Source organism: Legionella quateirensis (assembly GCF_001467955.1).
GTDB lineage: Bacteria > Pseudomonadota > Gammaproteobacteria > Legionellales > Legionellaceae > Legionella > Legionella quateirensis.
On sequence record NZ_LNYR01000049.1, the window covers coordinates 1 to 18,104 of the forward strand.

Genomic DNA, 18,104 nt, shown 5'->3' on the forward strand with positions numbered 1-18,104 from the left:
TCATATCATCTTTGGAGTTCTAAAAAGTAAACTGCCTTTTAATGAAAATTTATCTTGCATTTAAAGACAGTATCTACGCCGGCTGAGATGAGCGTTTAAAAAATTTAGCCTGCCGGCTTTGAGTCAATATAACCTAACCTACTCGCTAAAAAACTTAGAAATAGCGCTCTCAAAATTTTACAATCCCTTGAATATAATCAAGCAAGGTATTCAGCTTTTTTAAAACTATTTAAATTTACCCTTATTAGCTTGACCCATTTCATATAAAAAGGTCTCAGTGAGCTCTTTTGTACGATTTTCTGTTCTATCAATTAAACACTCCAAAGGTTCAGCCCATACCCACCAAGCACAATCCTGATCTCTAAAAGCAAGCCAACTTCTCTGTGCATTTCTTAATTTTAAACGCTCTTTATCATTCAATACCCCAATAATTTTTTGGTATATGGAATTTAATTTTGTATTAGCATAATCCAGTTCGGCTGGTCTTGTATCCTGTAGCCCAACTGCCACTGAATTTACCGATAAGGCCCATGAAAAGACAAATAAAGATAATAATGTCCATTTTTTGAGGGTTAAAAAATTTGCGCGCACAATTTATTCCTTTATTAAATTAAATATATTTAAAATTCCTCAAGCATTTCTAATGCACGAAGGCGTTCTCGTGGATACCGCCCCGATATTAAACTATTTTTGCTTGGAATGCTTAAACCAGACACATAGCCTATTCTTTTATCATAAATTGTATTTATTAATTTGTAAGCATATTTCTTCGTTGAAGTATCCTCTCCATTTAAAGATTTTATCGCTTCAGCTAAAAAATATTTTGCGTTTCCATGCTGAACAGATGCTGACCATATAGACTCCCGCACGGCCTTTGGCTGGGTATCAATATCTAATCCGGTGTTCTCCATGAGGTAATTTTTAACTTTCGTATAATGAGTACGTTCTATATATGCATGCTGTGCCATAAAAAAATCATGACCATATGATGCAGCTATCTCTCTCCACTTTGCCCCAAATGCACCAGATTTCCCAGGATTCAATCCCTTGAATTCCTTTTTCCATGGAGAACCCTCCTTGCGCAAAAAATCTTGAACAATATTTGCCTCCGATGATAACTGATATGCGCCATATGAAATCCCACCTTTATCATTTTTTCCATCAGAAACTCTAGCAGAAGCATTTAGATATTTTTCTACTTCGAATCCAGTTTCTTCTTTCATTGAAAGACGCCCCAGCATAGAATTTACAACATCTGTTAAATCAAAATTATTTTCAACCTTAGAGTCTCTCAAAGGAACATTTATTTCATCACGAATCAGTGCCCCATCTCCTTGTTTTAAGCTGGATGCCCATTGGTTACTGATGGAATCACCTACAAAACCTGGGTATTGGATGTAATAATAGCCTTCACTGGCTATTGAAACATCAGCCTTAAACTCTTTTAATCCTCTTCCTTCCTTCGATTGTTTTGCCAAATAGTCATTAAAAATTGCTTCCTCCGTTCTCTCAGGATGAATCATATCAAGAACATTGTCTGTTAAGTACAGCTCATCCAGTAAGTCTTTCTTCTTGGGTTCAGGTAATTCACGTGCTCCGGCCAAACCTACCAGTGAGTCACCTATAGCACTACCTAAATTATCGACTGCAACATCTGCCGCATTAAAGTGTTCGCCTTTCGCTGTGGCTTCGACTCCTGAATGAGCTACTGATTTGACTTCTGAAGAGAGGATTCCGGTGCCCTTATCTAGTTTGTTTAATTTGTTGGTTAAATTTTTCCCTGCGGTGCTGCCCATCATTCCTCCGGTAATCGCTGCTGCTCCTAGCTGTTCCCAGTCGAAATGTTGGTGTTTTTGTAAGGTGAGGTTGATGCCCTGGCTTATGGTGTTTTGTTCCATCAGTTGCGCGGCGCTTGAGATACTGAATTGTTTGGAAACCGATAAATTATCCAACTTGTCTACAAAATTGCTATAAGACGTGCTGTTGTTTATTCCTCGTAAAAATCCTCCCGTTGCTGCTGTGGCAAGGCCTGAGATTAATGCGCCTTTGAAATTCATCCCTTCTTGCATTCCCAATGCCTTGGCAGCACCTTGACTCGCGATACTGCCCACAAATCCTGCTGCGAAGCCCGCTGCAAGGGTGATTCCAGCGGTGGTCGTAGCAGTACCTGCCAATACAGCCGATCCTAGTGCAAATAAACCACCAGCTCCTGTGATGCTTGCACCAGCTAATGCCCCTACAATCCCTGCCGTCATCACCGTGGCTACTACAGCTATAATGCCCACTACGATTTTCGAAAAGAGTCCATTGTGTCTTTTCGGTAATGGCGATGGAGCTGACCTGATCATTGGGCTTTGGGTTGTGGCACTGGTGTTTCCAAGAACGTCATAGGCATTCAGCACCTTGTGCGTGCCATTCGTGTGCTGCTGGCCAGTAGCAACAGGGGGAATGTTCAGACGTTGGCCGACATGAAGCTGGCTGCTGCTTCCTGCCAGGGCATTTTTATCCGTAATGCCGTTGGCGTCAGCCAGGACATACCATAAGCTGCTGTCTCCATATACTTGCATGGCGATACGTTCCAAAGTATCTCCTGTTTGTACGGTGTATGCGCCTAAATTGTCTTGCGGTGCTTCCGGCAAAGCACCATCCGCATGTTCTCCCGGTGTTCTGTCTAAAAAGTTGCTGGTGGTGCGCATGCCGGCTCCACGTTGCCATGTATATTTAGTGGTAGTCTCCTCTGCTGCTTTCTGCTGACTTCCCGATGGGGTAAATCCCCCATAGACCGTGAGATGCTGTTTGCCTGAATTATCCAAACGTAAATCACCGATAGTTTTTCCAGCAACAGTCAAATAGCTGGTTTGACCTTCTTTGTCTTTTCGTCCCTTAATCCCCTCAACACCACTGTTCAGATAATAGGTGTTGTTAGTACTGCTTTGCTCGTCTATTGATTCTTTTAATTGACCGTTTATATCATAGGCTTTTGTGCTCTTTCCTGTGGTCAATCCACCCTGGTCAACAGCTTGAGTTACTTTATCCAGACTTTGTTGGTAGTTATCCCAAAATTCATATTTATATTCATGGGTCACCGTAAAGCCTAAAGTGGAACCCTGACCGTGCGTCCGTGTCTTTAATTCAGTCAAATTACCCACATTATCGTGCTCAAACGTCGTTTTTGATACTTCAATGCGACTGCCATTTAACGTACTTTGCGCCTTTAATAAACCCTTATCATAGGACATGATGTTTTGTTGTGATAAATTACCCTTTGCATCAAAACTGTTCTCCTGAACAACCCGGCCTGCTTCATCATAAAATCGGGATTGAAGATTGACATTATTCCTTTGAATCAGCTCTAATTGATTGTCGTTGTTATAGACGTAACGATAATTTTGAACAGATCCATTCTCATACTTCGAAGCAGTCTGAATATTACCCGCCGCATCATAGGTTGACGTACTCCCCTGAGTGCTGGTCATCATGATCTGGCCATTCACTAATTGACCTTTATTCACCGTCATGCGATTGTTTTCATCAAACAGGTAATAATCATCACTCTCCACGGCATCATACCCTGTATAATTGGCACGAACCTGGGTATGACGGATATTCCCCACCCCGTCATATTCATAATCAATCGACAATAAGGCATGGTCTTTATCTGGAAAGCGCTTGTCGGTATCCTCAGGATGACGGCGTCTGACCTGAACCAGTCTTCCTAATGCATCGTATTGATAATGGTCTGTTTCCCTTATCCAGCCGTCGTCAAGAGTATCACCTCGAGCAGACTCCTTACTGGTCATCTGACCTTCAACATCATAGGTGTAAGTGACTCTTTCTTTGAGCGCCTCATCCGCGTATTGATACAGTGCCCCATCACCTTGATAGTGGTATTTAATGTGTTTTCCTGTGGTGGACGTTTCTTCAAGCAACAATCCATTCGTATTGTAGTCATAAGACGTAGCATGCCCTCCTAAATCAACGTGTTGCTTTAACCTGCCCTGCTCGTCATAAATCCATGTTTGACTGCGCCCATTTGCATCTGTTTCTTTAGTCTTATGGCCGGCATCATCATAGTCATAGCTGGTTTCCAGGCCACGAGCATCTTGGCGTTTGATTTGATTGCCTAAAGTATCATACCAAAAACTACTCGCCTCGTTCTTACCATTAATTTGTTTAATCAATTCACCCGCTTCATCATATTCATACTGCTGATTCGTTTTAGGGGTGTTCACTGCAATCAAACGATTGGCCTGGTCGTAGGTGTAACTGGTTACTCCCCCAAGTTCATTAGTCAGGCTGGTTAATTGTTCCAATAAATTGTAATGCCGGGTACGCGTAGCTCCCTTGGCATCACGTTCTAAAATTACTCGTCCCAAGGCATCATATTCTTTGCTTACCGCATGACCATTCGCATCAATCATCGCTATTGCCTGGCCTAGTTCATTATAAGCGTACACATTCACCGGCTTTAAGAGCCGTCCTACTCCATGTTCATCAACTACTCGCACCTCAGGTAACTCCTGCTGAATCACTTGGTTGAATGCATTGTATTCATAACGGGTGACCTGCCCCAACGCATTGGTGTAGGTCAGCATATTGCCCCAGCGATCGACTGTTTGCGACTGGCTGGCATTTTGTAAATACACTTCTTTGCCCTGTACGGAGGAATTAACGCCATATTCCTTTCTTTGGCCTATCAAACGACCTGACTTATCGTAGATATTGCTCTGCCTTTGTAATTCATATTCAAAACGACCCAGATCAAAACGATCTTTTTGTTCAAAAGATTCATCCGATAAATCCAATCCATGTCGGTTCTTCTCGGCACTAAAAATATTGCTTGATGTCACCACTTGAGTGACATTATCGGTTAAGTCATAAACAAAAATCTGATAATAACCCTGACTGTTTGACCGCCAAACTCGCCCCAGACTGTCATAATCGTAATGAGTCTGATATTGGCCATTATTGCCTTTGGCTACCATGTCACCAAAGGTGTTGTATTGTACGTCTTCAGTATGTAGAGCTCCTGAATTTTTAAAGGTTGCAGTTTGCAACAGATGTTTTTCGCTGTCATAGGTGTATCGTTTATCTTGAATCAACGTGCTGCCATCGGCCTGTTTTAAGGTCTGCCAACTGCGTGCCAGGTTGCCATTAGCATCATAGCTGTAATTCACCTGATGGTTTATCCCATCCGTCTGTACAACAAGTTGGCCTTGATTATCATATTCCTGTCTTGTTACAACATCCTGACTCGAAGCACCCTTTAATAAAAAGTGGGTCTCATCTGCTTCAAGAGCACCTTGCGCCCATCGTCGTGTTTCTACCAAATGACCCAAGGCATCATAAGAATAGGTAGTCGCTGCTCGACCTTCCTGAGTTATAGGTGCTACCTTGGCAATCAACTGACCTAACTCATCATAATAGCAATACGCTGTATTGCCTTTTGCATCAGTTGTGGATGTTAAGTGACCTAATGCATCGTAACTGTAGGTCGTGGTGAGATCGCCCGTGAATGTTTCGTAGGAATTAGTACCTGATTTCAAGCGCTCATAACGCACTTGTTTTAAGGTTTTAGCAGTTAATTGTCCTAAAGCATCATAGGTGTAAGTGACCGTCCTATCCTTGGAACTGGTTTGACCCGGAGTGAACTGTTCCGTATCCCAAGCCCGCGCTGCCAAAGCATATTCAGTCATGGTTTCTACGTCACCGAACACAGTATATTGGTAAGTAGTCACATATCCTTCGGGATCAATTACTGCCGTTGGATGCCCTTCTTTATCATAATAAGTGTAGGTCTCAGCCCATTCGGATTCATTGATTCGTACTGAAGATTTAATGACCTCACCAAAGGCATTGTAAAGCGTTTTTGTAGCCGGACTGATGGTTTTATCATAATGACCGGTTTGGGGATTATACATGAGAACCGAATCTCGACTGACTTCGATGACCTGATTATCCAGATTATAAACGTAGAATTCATGCCGGTCGTAACGGCTTGTGCTCAACGCATTACTGATGTTACCTATGGTATAGTCAAAGTTTTTGCTTACCTCCAGTCGATTGGCATAAAGCGTTTTACTCATGACTTGACCTAAGGAGTTATACTGATAATAAGTTAAGCCACTCTGGGTATCTAGACTATAGACCAAGTTGCCCTGGTTATCATAAGCATAGTGTTTCCAATTGCCTGCTTTATCACTGCTTGCGATGACCTCGCCAAAGGCATTGTATTGGATTTCCTCAACTAAAGTCTGAGTGATTTCCTGTCTTTGGTTAGATGCTTTAGCAGTAGAAGAATTCACTTTGACGTCTGGATAAAGCGTTTTTATTTTATGATTGTTAGTGTCATATTCATAAAGCACTGTCTGCTTTTGACCTTCGGCATCTCGAATAACTGCAATTAGATTACCCAAGCTGTCGTAACTGTTGCGCGTTACTATGGAACGCCATTCTTGACCTCGTGCCGTGGTTACTTTGGTGCTGGGCGATCGGGTTTCTATGAGCTGATTGGCTTCATCATACTGATAAGTCCATACGGTCTGATTGGCTTCTGTTTTACTTAATACATTACCCTGGGCATCATAAGTGTAACGCGTTGTTGCATGTTCCGCATTGACTTGAGAGAGAAGCCTTCCAACAGCATCATATTCATATGCAGTCATTCGGGCTCGTTGATCCTGAGACATTGCATTTTTAATAGCATCTTCATTATATTGGGCCAGATGAGCAGGTATTGAATGAGTTAATTCGGCAATCACATTACCAACTCTATCGTATCGACGTTCAAGCACACGGCCTTCACTGCTGATCCGATAGACTTCACGGCCTGCCGTATCATAAACAAAATGATTGGTTCGGTCATTGGTGCTGGTAATTAAGTTCAACCCTCCGTTGGAGAACGCGGCTCGAGTAGCATGAGTGGTACTGGAGATAACATGACCCAGATTGTCGTATTGATAGGATTTAGCGATTCCTTCTGCGCTGAGCTCTGCAGTAAGGCGCCCGGCGTTATCATAAATATAACGGGTAGTTTGATCTCGTTGCGAATCGGGATTTAATTTTTGAATAACATTATCTAAAGTATAGTTACCATTAGCCCCCATAATCAATTGCTCAAAGTACTTGGTGTTACTGATTAATTGCCCATTCTTATCATAACGGGATTCCATAACGTATCCGTCATTACTGCAGGTAAAACGGAGTTGGTTTAATCCGTCGTACACGTAATGCGTATCTCGTGCTCCATCTTTTGGTGGTAAAGTTCTGCTCCCTTTTATTAGATCGTCAAGTGAAACGGCGCTGGCATACTGACGAGTGTGGATAAGATTACCATTACCGTCATAATCATAGGTCGTGACATAGCCTAAGCCATCATAGGCCGCAAGTACCTTACCGTTGGTGTTAAACAAACGAAATTGATAGTGATCGTGCTGTGCGTCTTTTTTTAATACAGCCTTTAAACTGGCTTCATTATACTCTAACAATTGAGGTACTGTTTGAGCATAAGTCACTGTTTGTAGTTCATTACCATTGGCATCATAAAGGTGTTCAGTAACTACGCCTTGAGCATTGATTTGATACTGGCACCGATTCAATACATCATAAATGTAATGGGTACGGTGGTTGTTGGCATCAGTTTGACATACCAAATTGTCATTGGCATCGTACTGATAGGTCGTGATCAGTTTCAAGCCGTCGGGATCACTAATAGTCGCCGTCCTTCGACCCAGACTATCCCATTCATAAGCCGTACATTTATTCACTCCATGAGCATTAATTTCCGTTTGGCGAAGCAACAAGCCTCGATCATCATAAGTAAACTCTGTGACTAAATTCAAACCATCTGGATCAACACAGGTTCGTATTAAATTGCCTTGATCGTCATACACAAATTGCTTTATGCATCCATTAGCATCTGTGATTTGCAATTGCCTGCCCAGAGCATCGTATTGATACAGGGTCTTTATTTTTAAATGATTCGGATCTATTGTTTTAGACAAGAGATGGCCTGTCGCATCGTAACCATACTCAATAATCTGTCCACCCGCATCATGTTGCCAAATAAGATGCCCTGCTTCATCATACCGATATTCTTTAAAAGTCCCTTCAGGAGAATCCACACGCATGAGTTGCCCTTGTTCGTCGTAATGAAACTCCGTGGTATAGCCGTTTGCATCTGTTATCGAAACCTTATCACCAAAGGAATTAAACTGCGTCACAATACGCATTCTCTCAAAAGGATTCGTTAATGTAACACTCTTGTTCTTATCGTCATAACTGAAGATTTTTGTATAAATTGAGGAATCATAATCTGTTTCCTTTAGCACTCGACCAAAGGCATCATAACTGATTTTTTTTAATTGATTGCTGGCATTAAAGATTTTTACTTGCTCACCACGTTTATTAAGAACGAAACTGATTTGATTCTGTTTGCCATCAATTTTTCGACTCACCCAACCAAAAGAATCATAACGAAGCTCACTTCTCCTTGATAATCCGCCAGCATCATCGATACGCCGGGTTAATAAACCACGTTTATCGTATTCAAATGCGGTATCAGTCGTTCTGTTGCCATCAATGCGCAGGGAACTAAACTCTATTTCACCAAAGGCATTATATCGAGTTGTTACAAGACCTCGTTTTCCGCTGTACTGTGCGATAACCTGGCCAATTGTATTGTATTCATATCGAGTCAGTTCATCATAACGATCGTCTTGCAGCAATTGCACCTGATGATCCAACTCTTCCGTGCTTAACCCCTTGGGATTGATTTTTAAATAGGCACTATAGGATCTGGTGAATGCTACCTGGCCAAAAGAGTTGTATCCGGTTTCAATCACCGCTCCGTCAGCGTTCACGGTATACTTCAATTCTCGAGTTTCATCATAAAAATAACGGGTTGTCTGATTCAATGCATTGGTTTTACTCAGCAATAAACCGGAATTATCATACTCAAAATAAATACTGTGTTTTTGCCAAATCAACTCGATTTGCTCTTGGGAAGGATACCCTTTCTCCAATAAAGCACACCCAACTTCATTAAGACTTTGGACGACTCGCCCTAAAACATCGTAACGATAGCGTTGTTGTCTTGCCGAATGGGTTTGCTCGTCTGCTAAAGTTTTTACCACTAATCGACCCATTTCATCATAAGCATAAGTGGTTATTAAGCCAGCGTAATTTTTTTCCTGAATTAATAAGCCCAAGTCATTGTAGTGGTACGTAGTATGATGATCGTTATTTTGAACTTTCGGCCGGAGCTGATCCAAAGTGGTTGTTTCATTGATAAGAATACTGAGATCAATGATTTTCTCGTACGAACACTTCTCCACTAATAACCCGCCAGAGTCATAGCGATATTCCGTGAGATATCCTTCGCCATCAATATCGGCCACTTTAAGGCCTCGAGCATCATAAAGGCTATAAGTATGAATATCATTTACTGAATTAGTCGGTTTATCCTGTAACCAGTCCCCGCTCAATCGATTTGAAATGGGATTAGTATAACGGATGGTTTCAATCAGATGCCCCAGGCGATCGTAATGATATGCCGTGGCATACCCTTCACCATCAAGCTTGGCTTCCAATTGCCCCAGAGCATCATAATAATAATAAACTCTTCGATCTGAGCTATCCGAGACTAAATGAATGCTGTCCCAAGTCAGCAGTTGTTCTGGATTAAATTGACTGAGCCTTTTTGCATAAGCTGTTGTAGCAATTACTTGTCCTTGTGCATTGTATTCATACCCAATCACTGCACCTTGAGAGTCAATGCGATAAGCAATTTGATTGTACTTGTTATATACAATTTGAGTGATGCGATCATTGGGACTGCTTTTGGGTTTTATCGAGTCAAAAGTTGGAACCTGCTCTAACCAGCCGTAAGTTGAAACACGCTGTTCGTACTGACGGGTTTTTAAAATCAAACCATCGTCATTATATAGAGTTTCTGTAACTTGACCGCTGGAACTAACTTGAGACTGTACCCGACCTTGATGATCATAAAAGGTATAGGTAGTCAAACCATCTACCCCTGTTTCGGCTATCAAACGACCGGCTGCATCGTATTTATAAGTCGTACTGCCATAAGCCTGGCCACTGTCCAGGCGCATAACGGAAAGCAATAAACCACTTCTGTCGTAAAGACGAATGGTTTGTAAGCCATTGGCATCTGTTTGAATCACCCTTTGATGAGCATCATCGTATTCAAAGCGTTGACTGTGGTTTTGATTATCAATGGTTTGAATGAGACGACCTAAATCATCATAGAGATATTGGGTAATGCACCATTCTCCATTGATAGGAGTACTTTTTTCAACCAGACGTCCTGCAGCATCATAACGATAACGAGCACTGAGTGCACCAGAATATATTCCGTGCCCTTGTGAATCCACCTGGGCATAATGCAATTCCTCTATGAGTTGACCACGCCAATCGTAGCGATAATCAATCAGACTCACGTCCTGGGGATTTTGCCTGGCTACCCAGGACTCTAATTCCTTCAGGCCAAGAAGCTCATCCTGCCCCATGGAATCCACATCATAGCCTCCACGTAAATAGCAGCGAGTACTGACTAATTGTCCCTCTTCATCATAACGTCGTTCGGTAACCGTACCGTCTGCTGAGATGGTAAAACGTAAATGACCTCGTTCATCATAAATGTAACGGGTCGTTTGTGGTTTAGTCGGGTGATGAGTACCGTCAAAACGTTGATACTTCGTTTCAGAAATTACATGATGCGCTGAATCATAAACACGTTGGGTCACCTGACCTGATGGCTCTTCAGCCCAAATGCAATCGCCCTCGTCATTATAACGAAACTTCCAAACCTGATTACCCTGAACAATAGAGCTTAATAAAGCCCCTTCGTAGTAATAACGAATACGGTACTGCTCTGGTCCATCAATACCGGTTAATCGGTTGTGTTCATCATAATAATACGTCCAGGACTCACCCAAGCCATTGGTTACTGTGGTTTTTCCTGATTGATAATCATACAGCGTAACACGCCCCTCACCATCAACCAGTTTTTTTACTCGGCCCTGGGCATCGTATTCGATATGCAAAGCTGTTCCATCAGATTGCTTAATGTCACTGATTCTGTTGGAATCGCCAGCATAGTCGTAGGTAATCCAAAAGATTTTTCCCTGACCTAAATCTCGACTTACTTTATGTAAGCGTTGCTGATCATCGTATTCATAATGCACATCATGCACCGTTACCCCATCACTGATTGTTTTCACTTCTCGTAATAAACCATTTTGAAACGACCAACATATGGTTTGTTTGCCGCTCTTGTCGGTTATATTGATCAGTTGCCCCTGATCGTAGGTAAACGAAACACTATGACCATCCAAATCTCGAATTTCTCTGAGTTGTCCATCCTGACTGTAATAACAAGCTGTCTTTTGGGCACCCTCACGATACATCCAGCCATTTTGACTGTATGTCAGACGTGCAGTTCCACCTTCTTCCGGCACATAGGATTGTTTGTTAGCATCAAAAATAAAACGGCTTCTGTGGCCGTCTTCAGCAATACGAGTTACTGTTGAGCCAGAAGTATTGGGCTCACCGGTGCTCTCCAATCGAGATTGCATATTGAAGCGCCAATTGGATCCGGACTCTCCCATGGAATTATAGGTTTGAAATAAATCCAAGCCAAAACCAATATCCGCTAAAAAGCCATCGGATTGGCGCAAGACCAGGTTTCCATTTGCCGCATTAACGTACACAGACTCGCCGCTCTGCCCCAATGCTGCAACGCCCTTTGGCCCATAACTGCCCAGGCCTAAAGAGGAACCTTGCAAACCCAATCCTTCTCCGGTGAATATTTGTGTCATAATACGTCCTGTTGCTTGGTTAATTTTTCTTAGCGGGGCTAAGCTAATTCATAATGGCTAAACTTAATAAATATTCTTCTGACAAACCACCTGGAATATTTTTTATCACTATCTTTATGTCTATATCCTCATTAACAACATCTGGAGGTACCAGGTCAGAAATTAATTTATTTTCTTGCAAACGCAACCAGTCAGGAGGTATAAAGTCGTCAGCAAAATGTATCTCAAATGGAGCATTTTGATATTCAGGATAGATGTCATTATTTGCTACAAAATCATAGGTATAAGGTTGTCCAGGATAGACTATAGGCAGCAAAGGTTTTGATGATTTAAATCGTGGCGCCAGATTTTTATCAATACTGATTTGCAATGGAACTGTTACAGCTTCAGAATTACCACCAATTGTTGTATTAGCCCGCATGGTAAGTAGATATTTTTGGCCTGTAGCCTCATCAGGAACAGTGCCTTCCAATACCATTCGATTAAAAGAAGAAATACTAAGCCAGGATGCGGCAGGCTCTACTTTCTCTAGAATTAATGTAATCTTGGGATCATGTGCAGGATCACTAATGTAGCCTGACAAGTCTTCATAAATATTAGATCCGGCCAATTTCTCCAGCTCAAATGAATTAATTACTGGCTTTTGGGCTGGGTCACAAGCAACAGGAATTTTTAACGTCAATGGTTTTAAACAATCACCACCCGTATTTGAGGAAGCAATAAGAGTAACTTCTACTTCCTTACCTGCCGCATCGAGAGGTACTTTACCTTTCAGATGAGTCGGATCATCACTTGAAATTTTTAACCAGCCAGGATGGCTCGAATTGGGGTCGATTCGAAATGAAATCTGATTGGTCTGCATGAATCCCGCTTGCGGTTCAATTAATTCCATGAGGTTTAAACTGTATTTTTGTTTGGGTAAGGCACCGGGTATTGGATAGTTCTGTTTAAAAACAGGCTTGTCTTTTGCGTTGACCTGAACCTGTATTCTAAATTCGACAGGAGCTGCTGTGCCATAGGTATTTTGAGCTCCGACTGTAAATAAATACGTTCCAGTACGTGTTGGCGTTCCAACAATAGAAAATTTAGCCTGATCAAAGTGTAATCCATCTCGTTCTGCTGGGGTAACAATGCCATACGCTGGAAAACCTGCCTTTACATTTTCGTCATAAAATTTTACTGCTGATTTAAGATTATAAACAAAAGGGATATTTGCAGTAGCTTCTTGAATTGGGATAGTCGACATCGATATGCCATGAGGAATCACCCTGACTGAAAAGGTTGGGGAGAAAAATAAATGTTCTACATGAGGTGGAAATCTGCACGTATTATATTTTAGTGACCCAGCTACAGTCTTAAAAGAGTTTCCTGGAATAACAATATTGAAATAACAGGTAAACGGATGGGGGCTTTTATTATTTGCATCATCCGTTAACTGACGGCAATCACCCGAGGTATATTCAAGACTACTACCCGGCGGTAAGTCCCATTGCTGGCAAGTAGGAGGAGAGCCAGGTGTTGCCCACCAATGCACTGTTGCATCCATTTGCACTGGAATGCGTACCGTATCACCGTAAAAAACAGTCGAAGGAAGTCTGTCTCTAAACATCATATTGACTCGAGGTTGAGCAAAAGACACCGAGGAGGAACAATATAAAATTAAAAATAATAACAACAGATTTTTCACAGCATAATCCTTTACAAACTGAATAAAATAATTCTAATTAACTAAAAACTCTCAAGATAAAAAATTAAAATTAATTAACTCAAAAAAGCAAAATTAGAACAAATTAAATAAAGTAAAAGAAAAGCGATGAGTACAACCTGATGTCTGATAATAAAAGGAACGAGGTATTCCATTAATTGTGTTGGTTGGATTTTATTTTGTTTCTTCATGATACAACTCCAAAGTTTCCATAAGGCATTTCCGAGCCGTCGCCATATTAAACAATCAAATTATTCAAGTCAAATGGATTTATAGAAACAAAGTTAAAGGTTTTAAGGTAAATTGGATTTAAATAATACGTTTATGGAACAATGAGTTATGCCCATCGATATGGTAGAGACGGTGCAACTGCAGGGAGATCCTTCGCGCAAAAATCGCGCTCTGGATGACGTAGCAAGGGGATAGAAACTAGCTAAGGAGGACACTATTTTTGCTTCTAACAATCCTTCAATCGGTTGGTCTAATAGCTCTCCTATCAATCGGATTTAACTGAAGATTCAACCCAATCGGCCTCCAAAATCCATTGGATTTGATTGTTTAAATTGATTGGAATTTCAGATAATACATCCAATTGATGATCTTCATAGGCATTACTATCAGGATGGGTTGTCTTGTAATGAGAAATGAACCTGTCCCGTGTGTTATTAACCCACTGAATTTGTGGTGCAAATAGATGAAGCATCCCTTCTACCCAGCGATCAAGTATCTGCCAATATGCACTATCGTTCTTTGTCATCTTATAGAGTTTAATAAAACTTGAAGTATGCTCTGCGTCATACCAGATTTCATGGGAGATCCATCGATTAACACTGAATAAACGGATTGGCTGGCCATAGCGGTTCATGGCAATGGCAACAATATGCGTCATTGGATTCTCACAATATTTATCCCAGTCCAGTAAAGGTGTTGGTCTAAAGTGTTGAGGAATATGGCCGTAGCGCAAAAAACAATGAAAATGTCCGTGCTCCTCTGTTTCAAAATTTTCACGATGACAATGATAGAAATATTGAGCACCCGTATCATGATCGATCCGGTCCCCTTTAGGGTAATGATCCATCTGTTGATGACGGCTCTTTTTTTCTAAAGTATATTGAATAATATTGTTTACACCCAGAGCCATCATGTGTTGTTGGGCTTCAAGAACCTGTCGTGCATAATGCAAAAACCTCGATTGTTGATGTTTTTTCAATTCTGGAAGACTGAATTCCGGTAGTTCTAACATGTGAATTTCCCTATAACCAGGAGCTGTTAACACGTACTCTATAAACACCAATATGACAAGGGTGTTTGAAGAAGCGAATTGTCAACACACCTTAATATCAAGCCAATTTTTATTAGTCAAAAAATGGGTATATAGCTTTGCTTCTTCAGTTCCAGATTGAGGCTGCCAATCGTAAACCCAGGATGCTTTAGGCGGTAATGACATGAGAATCGACTCAGTCCTTCCGCCTGTTTGCAGACCAAAAGCTGTTCCTCGATCGTAAACCAGGTTAAATTCGGCATAACGACCTCTTCGATACAGCTGAAAATCCTTTTGCCGTTCAAAATAGGGTATGTTGTAGCGACGCATGACAATTGGGACATAGGCTTTCATAAATTGATTTCCAACTGACTGTAAAAAATTAAAGCACGTTTCAAAGTCCCACTGGTTCAGATCATCAAAAAACAATCCGCCTATCCCTCTTGGTTCGTGACGATGTTTGATGTAAAAATAATCATCACACCAGTGTTTAAAATCTAGATACACCTCATCACCAAAGGGGTCACAGGCTTCTTTTGCTTTGGTGTGCCAATAGACACAATCTTCTTCAAAGCCATAATAAGGGGTCAAATCAAATCCACCCCCAAACCACCAAACAGGTTCAGCACCCTCCTTCGTAGCCATAAAGAATCTAAAATTCGCATGAGTTGTAGGAACATAAGGGTTTACGGGATGAATTACGAGCGAAACACCCACCGCTTCAAATTGGTAGCCAGAGAGTTCAGGCCTTTTCTCTGTAGCTGAACTCGGTAGATGCTTGCCTTTAACATGTGAAAAATTTACTCCTGCTTTTTCAAAAACTTCGCCATTTGCAATCACACAACTCACTCCATATCCCAAATTGGGATCCTCCCAGTTGTCTGCTATAAAACTGGCATTGCCATCGATCAAAAGCAATTCCTGACAGATTGAACTTTGTAGATCGGATAAATAAGATGTAACTTGTGTGATGTTATTCATGATCGCTTCGCACCTCAAATATGACTTAATAAGGATTCTATAAGCCGTAATTAGCTATCGCATTGATCTACATCATGGAAAAATTTGATATAATAAAAATCTTTTGCGATTTACATTAGGGTGTGTTGCCCATTCCGATTTCGACGTCTCGGAACGTTGGGTATATTTTGATGAATGGTTAACACGCCCTGAGCACTATATACATTGAAGTTCTTATGAAGAATCAAATATGATCGATGTCGATAAAAATCAGCCAACCTGTGAGCATTGTACCTTCTCACCTTTTTGCATTGCGGAAGAGAACTCATTGGACTGGATAAATCAAAATAACCATGCTGTCAAACAACACCAACATCTTAAAAAGAATGAACCCTTATACCTTCCTCAGAATATGTTTCGAAACCTGTATGCAATTCAACGAGGAACTTTAAAAACATATCAAGTAGATGCTAATGGAAATGAATTAATTCAGGGATTTTATTTTGCCGGGGAAGTTCTGGGCTTTGAGGCAATTTATTCACGGCACTACCTTTTTTCAGCGGTTGCTTTGTCCGATACGGTCGTTTGTGAAATTCCGTACGATAACTTCCTTGAATTATTGCAATTAAATCCCTCTCTACAAAAACATATTTTATATTTAATGAGCCAACAACTGAATGTGGGTTCTTATTTATGTTCCATCACTGCGGAACAACGACTTGCCGCGTTTCTTATTGATTTAGCCAATCGATTACACCCATTAGAAATGCAATTGCAATTTAATTTGCCTATGTCTCGTCAAGATATAGGTAATTATTTAAGACTCACCGCAGAAACCATTAGCCGCCTTCTCGCTCAATTTAAAAAAAATAACATCATTGCCATTGATCATAAAAATATTCAACTTTTGCAACCGGAACAATTAGTACTAATTGCAGATATAGAACACAGTTCCGTCATAAAGAATCAGAACATTATTCGTAAAGCCTGAATGTTACATTTACATTTCCATGATGTAGATCAAGGTCATCTTTTAAAATCCATTTAAAATATCCTGAAAACTGAGATTGTCATACCCAACAAAGTGGGGATTTGGCGTAAAAAGCCAGCACAATGCCATATTTTTGCATGGATCCCCGCCTTCGCGAGGATGACGTATTAATTAGAGATGACTTATAAAACGGGGATGACGAGTAGAACAGAATTTATCCCTGGGAGGCCTTGGCCATCGTTGTATTAAAAGGTAGTGTCTTATGAAATCCATCCAATCTAATCCTTTATGGAAGCAAGTAAGGGAAATAAAATCATCAGTGGCTCGTACAAGCATTCCTCATGAATGTTACAAGCAATCTCAGGTTAAAAATCTATTTTGGTATTTTTTTGATCTCATGCTGTTTTTGGGAGGTCTTTCTCTTATTTTTTTGAATACGAATCTGGGGTTCCAGCTGCTCGGTGGTTTCATTGCAGGTGTTGCTACGGCCATGCTGTTTGTTTGGGCTCATGATGCGGCTCATGGTGCACTGTTCAAAAACAGCAAAATTGCCGAATTGCTGGGAACGATAGCAATGTTTCCTTCATTAAATGTGTATCGAATGTGGTCCTTCGGTCATAACAAGGTTCATCATGGTTTCGCCTCTTTTTCTCCAATTGATTGGATATGGCGCCCTCTGACACGAAGAGAGTATCAATCACTTTCCCGAGTTCAGCGCTTGCTCTATCGGATAGAACGCTGTTTTTTTACCTCTGCTTTTCATTACTTGCGCCGAATATGGTGGGAGCAAATGATGTGTTTTAATCCGGGTAAAGAACATCAGGAACGTCAGTTTTATCGCAATGGTAAACTAACGGTGCTGCTTTACGGGCTAATGATGTCCGTATTGGCCTATATGTTTGCCGGAGGCATTGTTGGTATTGCTGTAGCAGTAGTTTTGCCCTTTATCGTTTTTAATTATTTCATCGCAATAATTGTCTATTTGCATCATACACATCCCGAAATCCCTTTCTTTGATTTAAAAGCGGAGTGGTCTCATTCTGTCGGTGCTTTGTACTGCAGTACGATCATCCATTGCTCAAAATTATCACGAGTATTATTGCATAACATCATGATACACGTCCCTCACCATCTCGATCCAAGAATTCCTTTTTATAACTTACCTCAAGCTCATCAAGCATTAAAAGTTAAATATGGGGAATACTTTCATGAGTATCAATTTAAATTACGTTACGTGCTCAGTATTTTTAAAAGTTGCAAGTTATACGATTTTGAGAATAAACATTGGTCAACCTTTAAAGAAGCCAAAACATAAATTGTTAACGTAAACAATCGTTTGAAGAT

Annotated in this window: 8 protein-coding genes; 2 read left to right on the forward strand and 6 right to left on the reverse strand. The window is 40.9% G+C overall.

Features of this window, described 5'->3' with window-relative positions; all coding sequences use genetic code 11:
• Window positions 1-225: 225 nt before the first annotated feature.
• The 6 genes from Lqua_RS16790 to hemF all read right to left on the reverse strand — a co-directional run bounded on the left by Lqua_RS16790 (window position 226) and on the right by hemF (window position 15,790).
• Window positions 226-591: a lysozyme inhibitor LprI family protein gene (locus Lqua_RS16790; protein WP_058475444.1), complete on the reverse strand. Its 366-nt coding sequence runs from the start codon at window positions 589-591 to the stop codon at window positions 226-228.
• 29 nt (window positions 592-620) lie between these two features.
• A complete protein-coding gene (locus Lqua_RS16795) occupies window positions 621-11,843 on the reverse strand; it encodes a VgrG-related protein (RefSeq protein WP_058475445.1) in 11,223 nt (3,740 codons plus the stop codon).
• 43 nt (window positions 11,844-11,886) lie between these two features.
• Entirely contained in the window at window positions 11,887-13,530 is a 1,644-nt protein-coding gene (locus Lqua_RS16800) for an Ig domain-containing protein (protein ID WP_058475446.1), read from the reverse strand.
• Window positions 13,531-13,604: 74 nt separating this feature from the next.
• Window positions 13,605-13,739 (reverse strand): hypothetical protein, encoded by a 135-nt coding sequence (locus Lqua_RS18915; protein WP_274519366.1) that lies wholly within the window; start codon window positions 13,737-13,739, stop codon window positions 13,605-13,607.
• 305 nt (window positions 13,740-14,044) lie between these two features.
• Complete coding sequence (locus Lqua_RS16805; RefSeq protein WP_058475447.1) at window positions 14,045-14,791, reverse strand: DUF6969 family protein; 747 nt, start codon at window positions 14,789-14,791, stop codon at window positions 14,045-14,047.
• An 81-nt stretch (window positions 14,792-14,872) separates the two neighbouring features.
• Window positions 14,873-15,790, reverse strand: a complete 918-nt coding sequence (hemF, locus tag Lqua_RS16810) for an oxygen-dependent coproporphyrinogen oxidase (protein WP_058475448.1) — start codon at window positions 15,788-15,790, stop codon at window positions 14,873-14,875.
• 229 nt (window positions 15,791-16,019) lie between these two features.
• On the opposite strand from hemF, the gene Lqua_RS16815 reads away from it, so the two are divergent.
• Window positions 16,020-16,760 carry a helix-turn-helix domain-containing protein gene (locus Lqua_RS16815; RefSeq protein WP_058475449.1) on the forward strand — a complete coding sequence of 247 codons (741 nt, stop codon included), beginning with the start codon at window positions 16,020-16,022 and terminating at the stop codon, window positions 16,758-16,760.
• A 262-nt stretch (window positions 16,761-17,022) separates the two neighbouring features.
• Window positions 17,023-18,075 carry a fatty acid desaturase gene (locus Lqua_RS16820; protein WP_058475450.1) on the forward strand — a complete coding sequence of 351 codons (1,053 nt, stop codon included), beginning with the start codon at window positions 17,023-17,025 and terminating at the stop codon, window positions 18,073-18,075.
• Window positions 18,076-18,104: the final 29 nt, after the last annotated feature.

Coding starts and splice junctions, on each gene's coding strand:
- hemF (WP_058475448.1), bottom strand. CDS start 15,790: ATGAATAACATCACACAAGTTACATCTTATTTATCCGATCTACAAAGT.
- Lqua_RS18915 (WP_274519366.1), bottom strand. CDS start 13,739: ATGAAGAAACAAAATAAAATCCAACCAACACAATTAATGGAATACCTC.
- Lqua_RS16815 (WP_058475449.1), top strand. CDS start 16,020: ATGATCGATGTCGATAAAAATCAGCCAACCTGTGAGCATTGTACCTTC.
- Lqua_RS16820 (WP_058475450.1), top strand. CDS start 17,023: ATGAAATCCATCCAATCTAATCCTTTATGGAAGCAAGTAAGGGAAATA.
- Lqua_RS16805 (WP_058475447.1), bottom strand. CDS start 14,791: ATGTTAGAACTACCGGAATTCAGTCTTCCAGAATTGAAAAAACATCAA.
- Lqua_RS16795 (WP_058475445.1), bottom strand. CDS start 11,843: ATGACACAAATATTCACCGGAGAAGGATTGGGTTTGCAAGGTTCCTCT.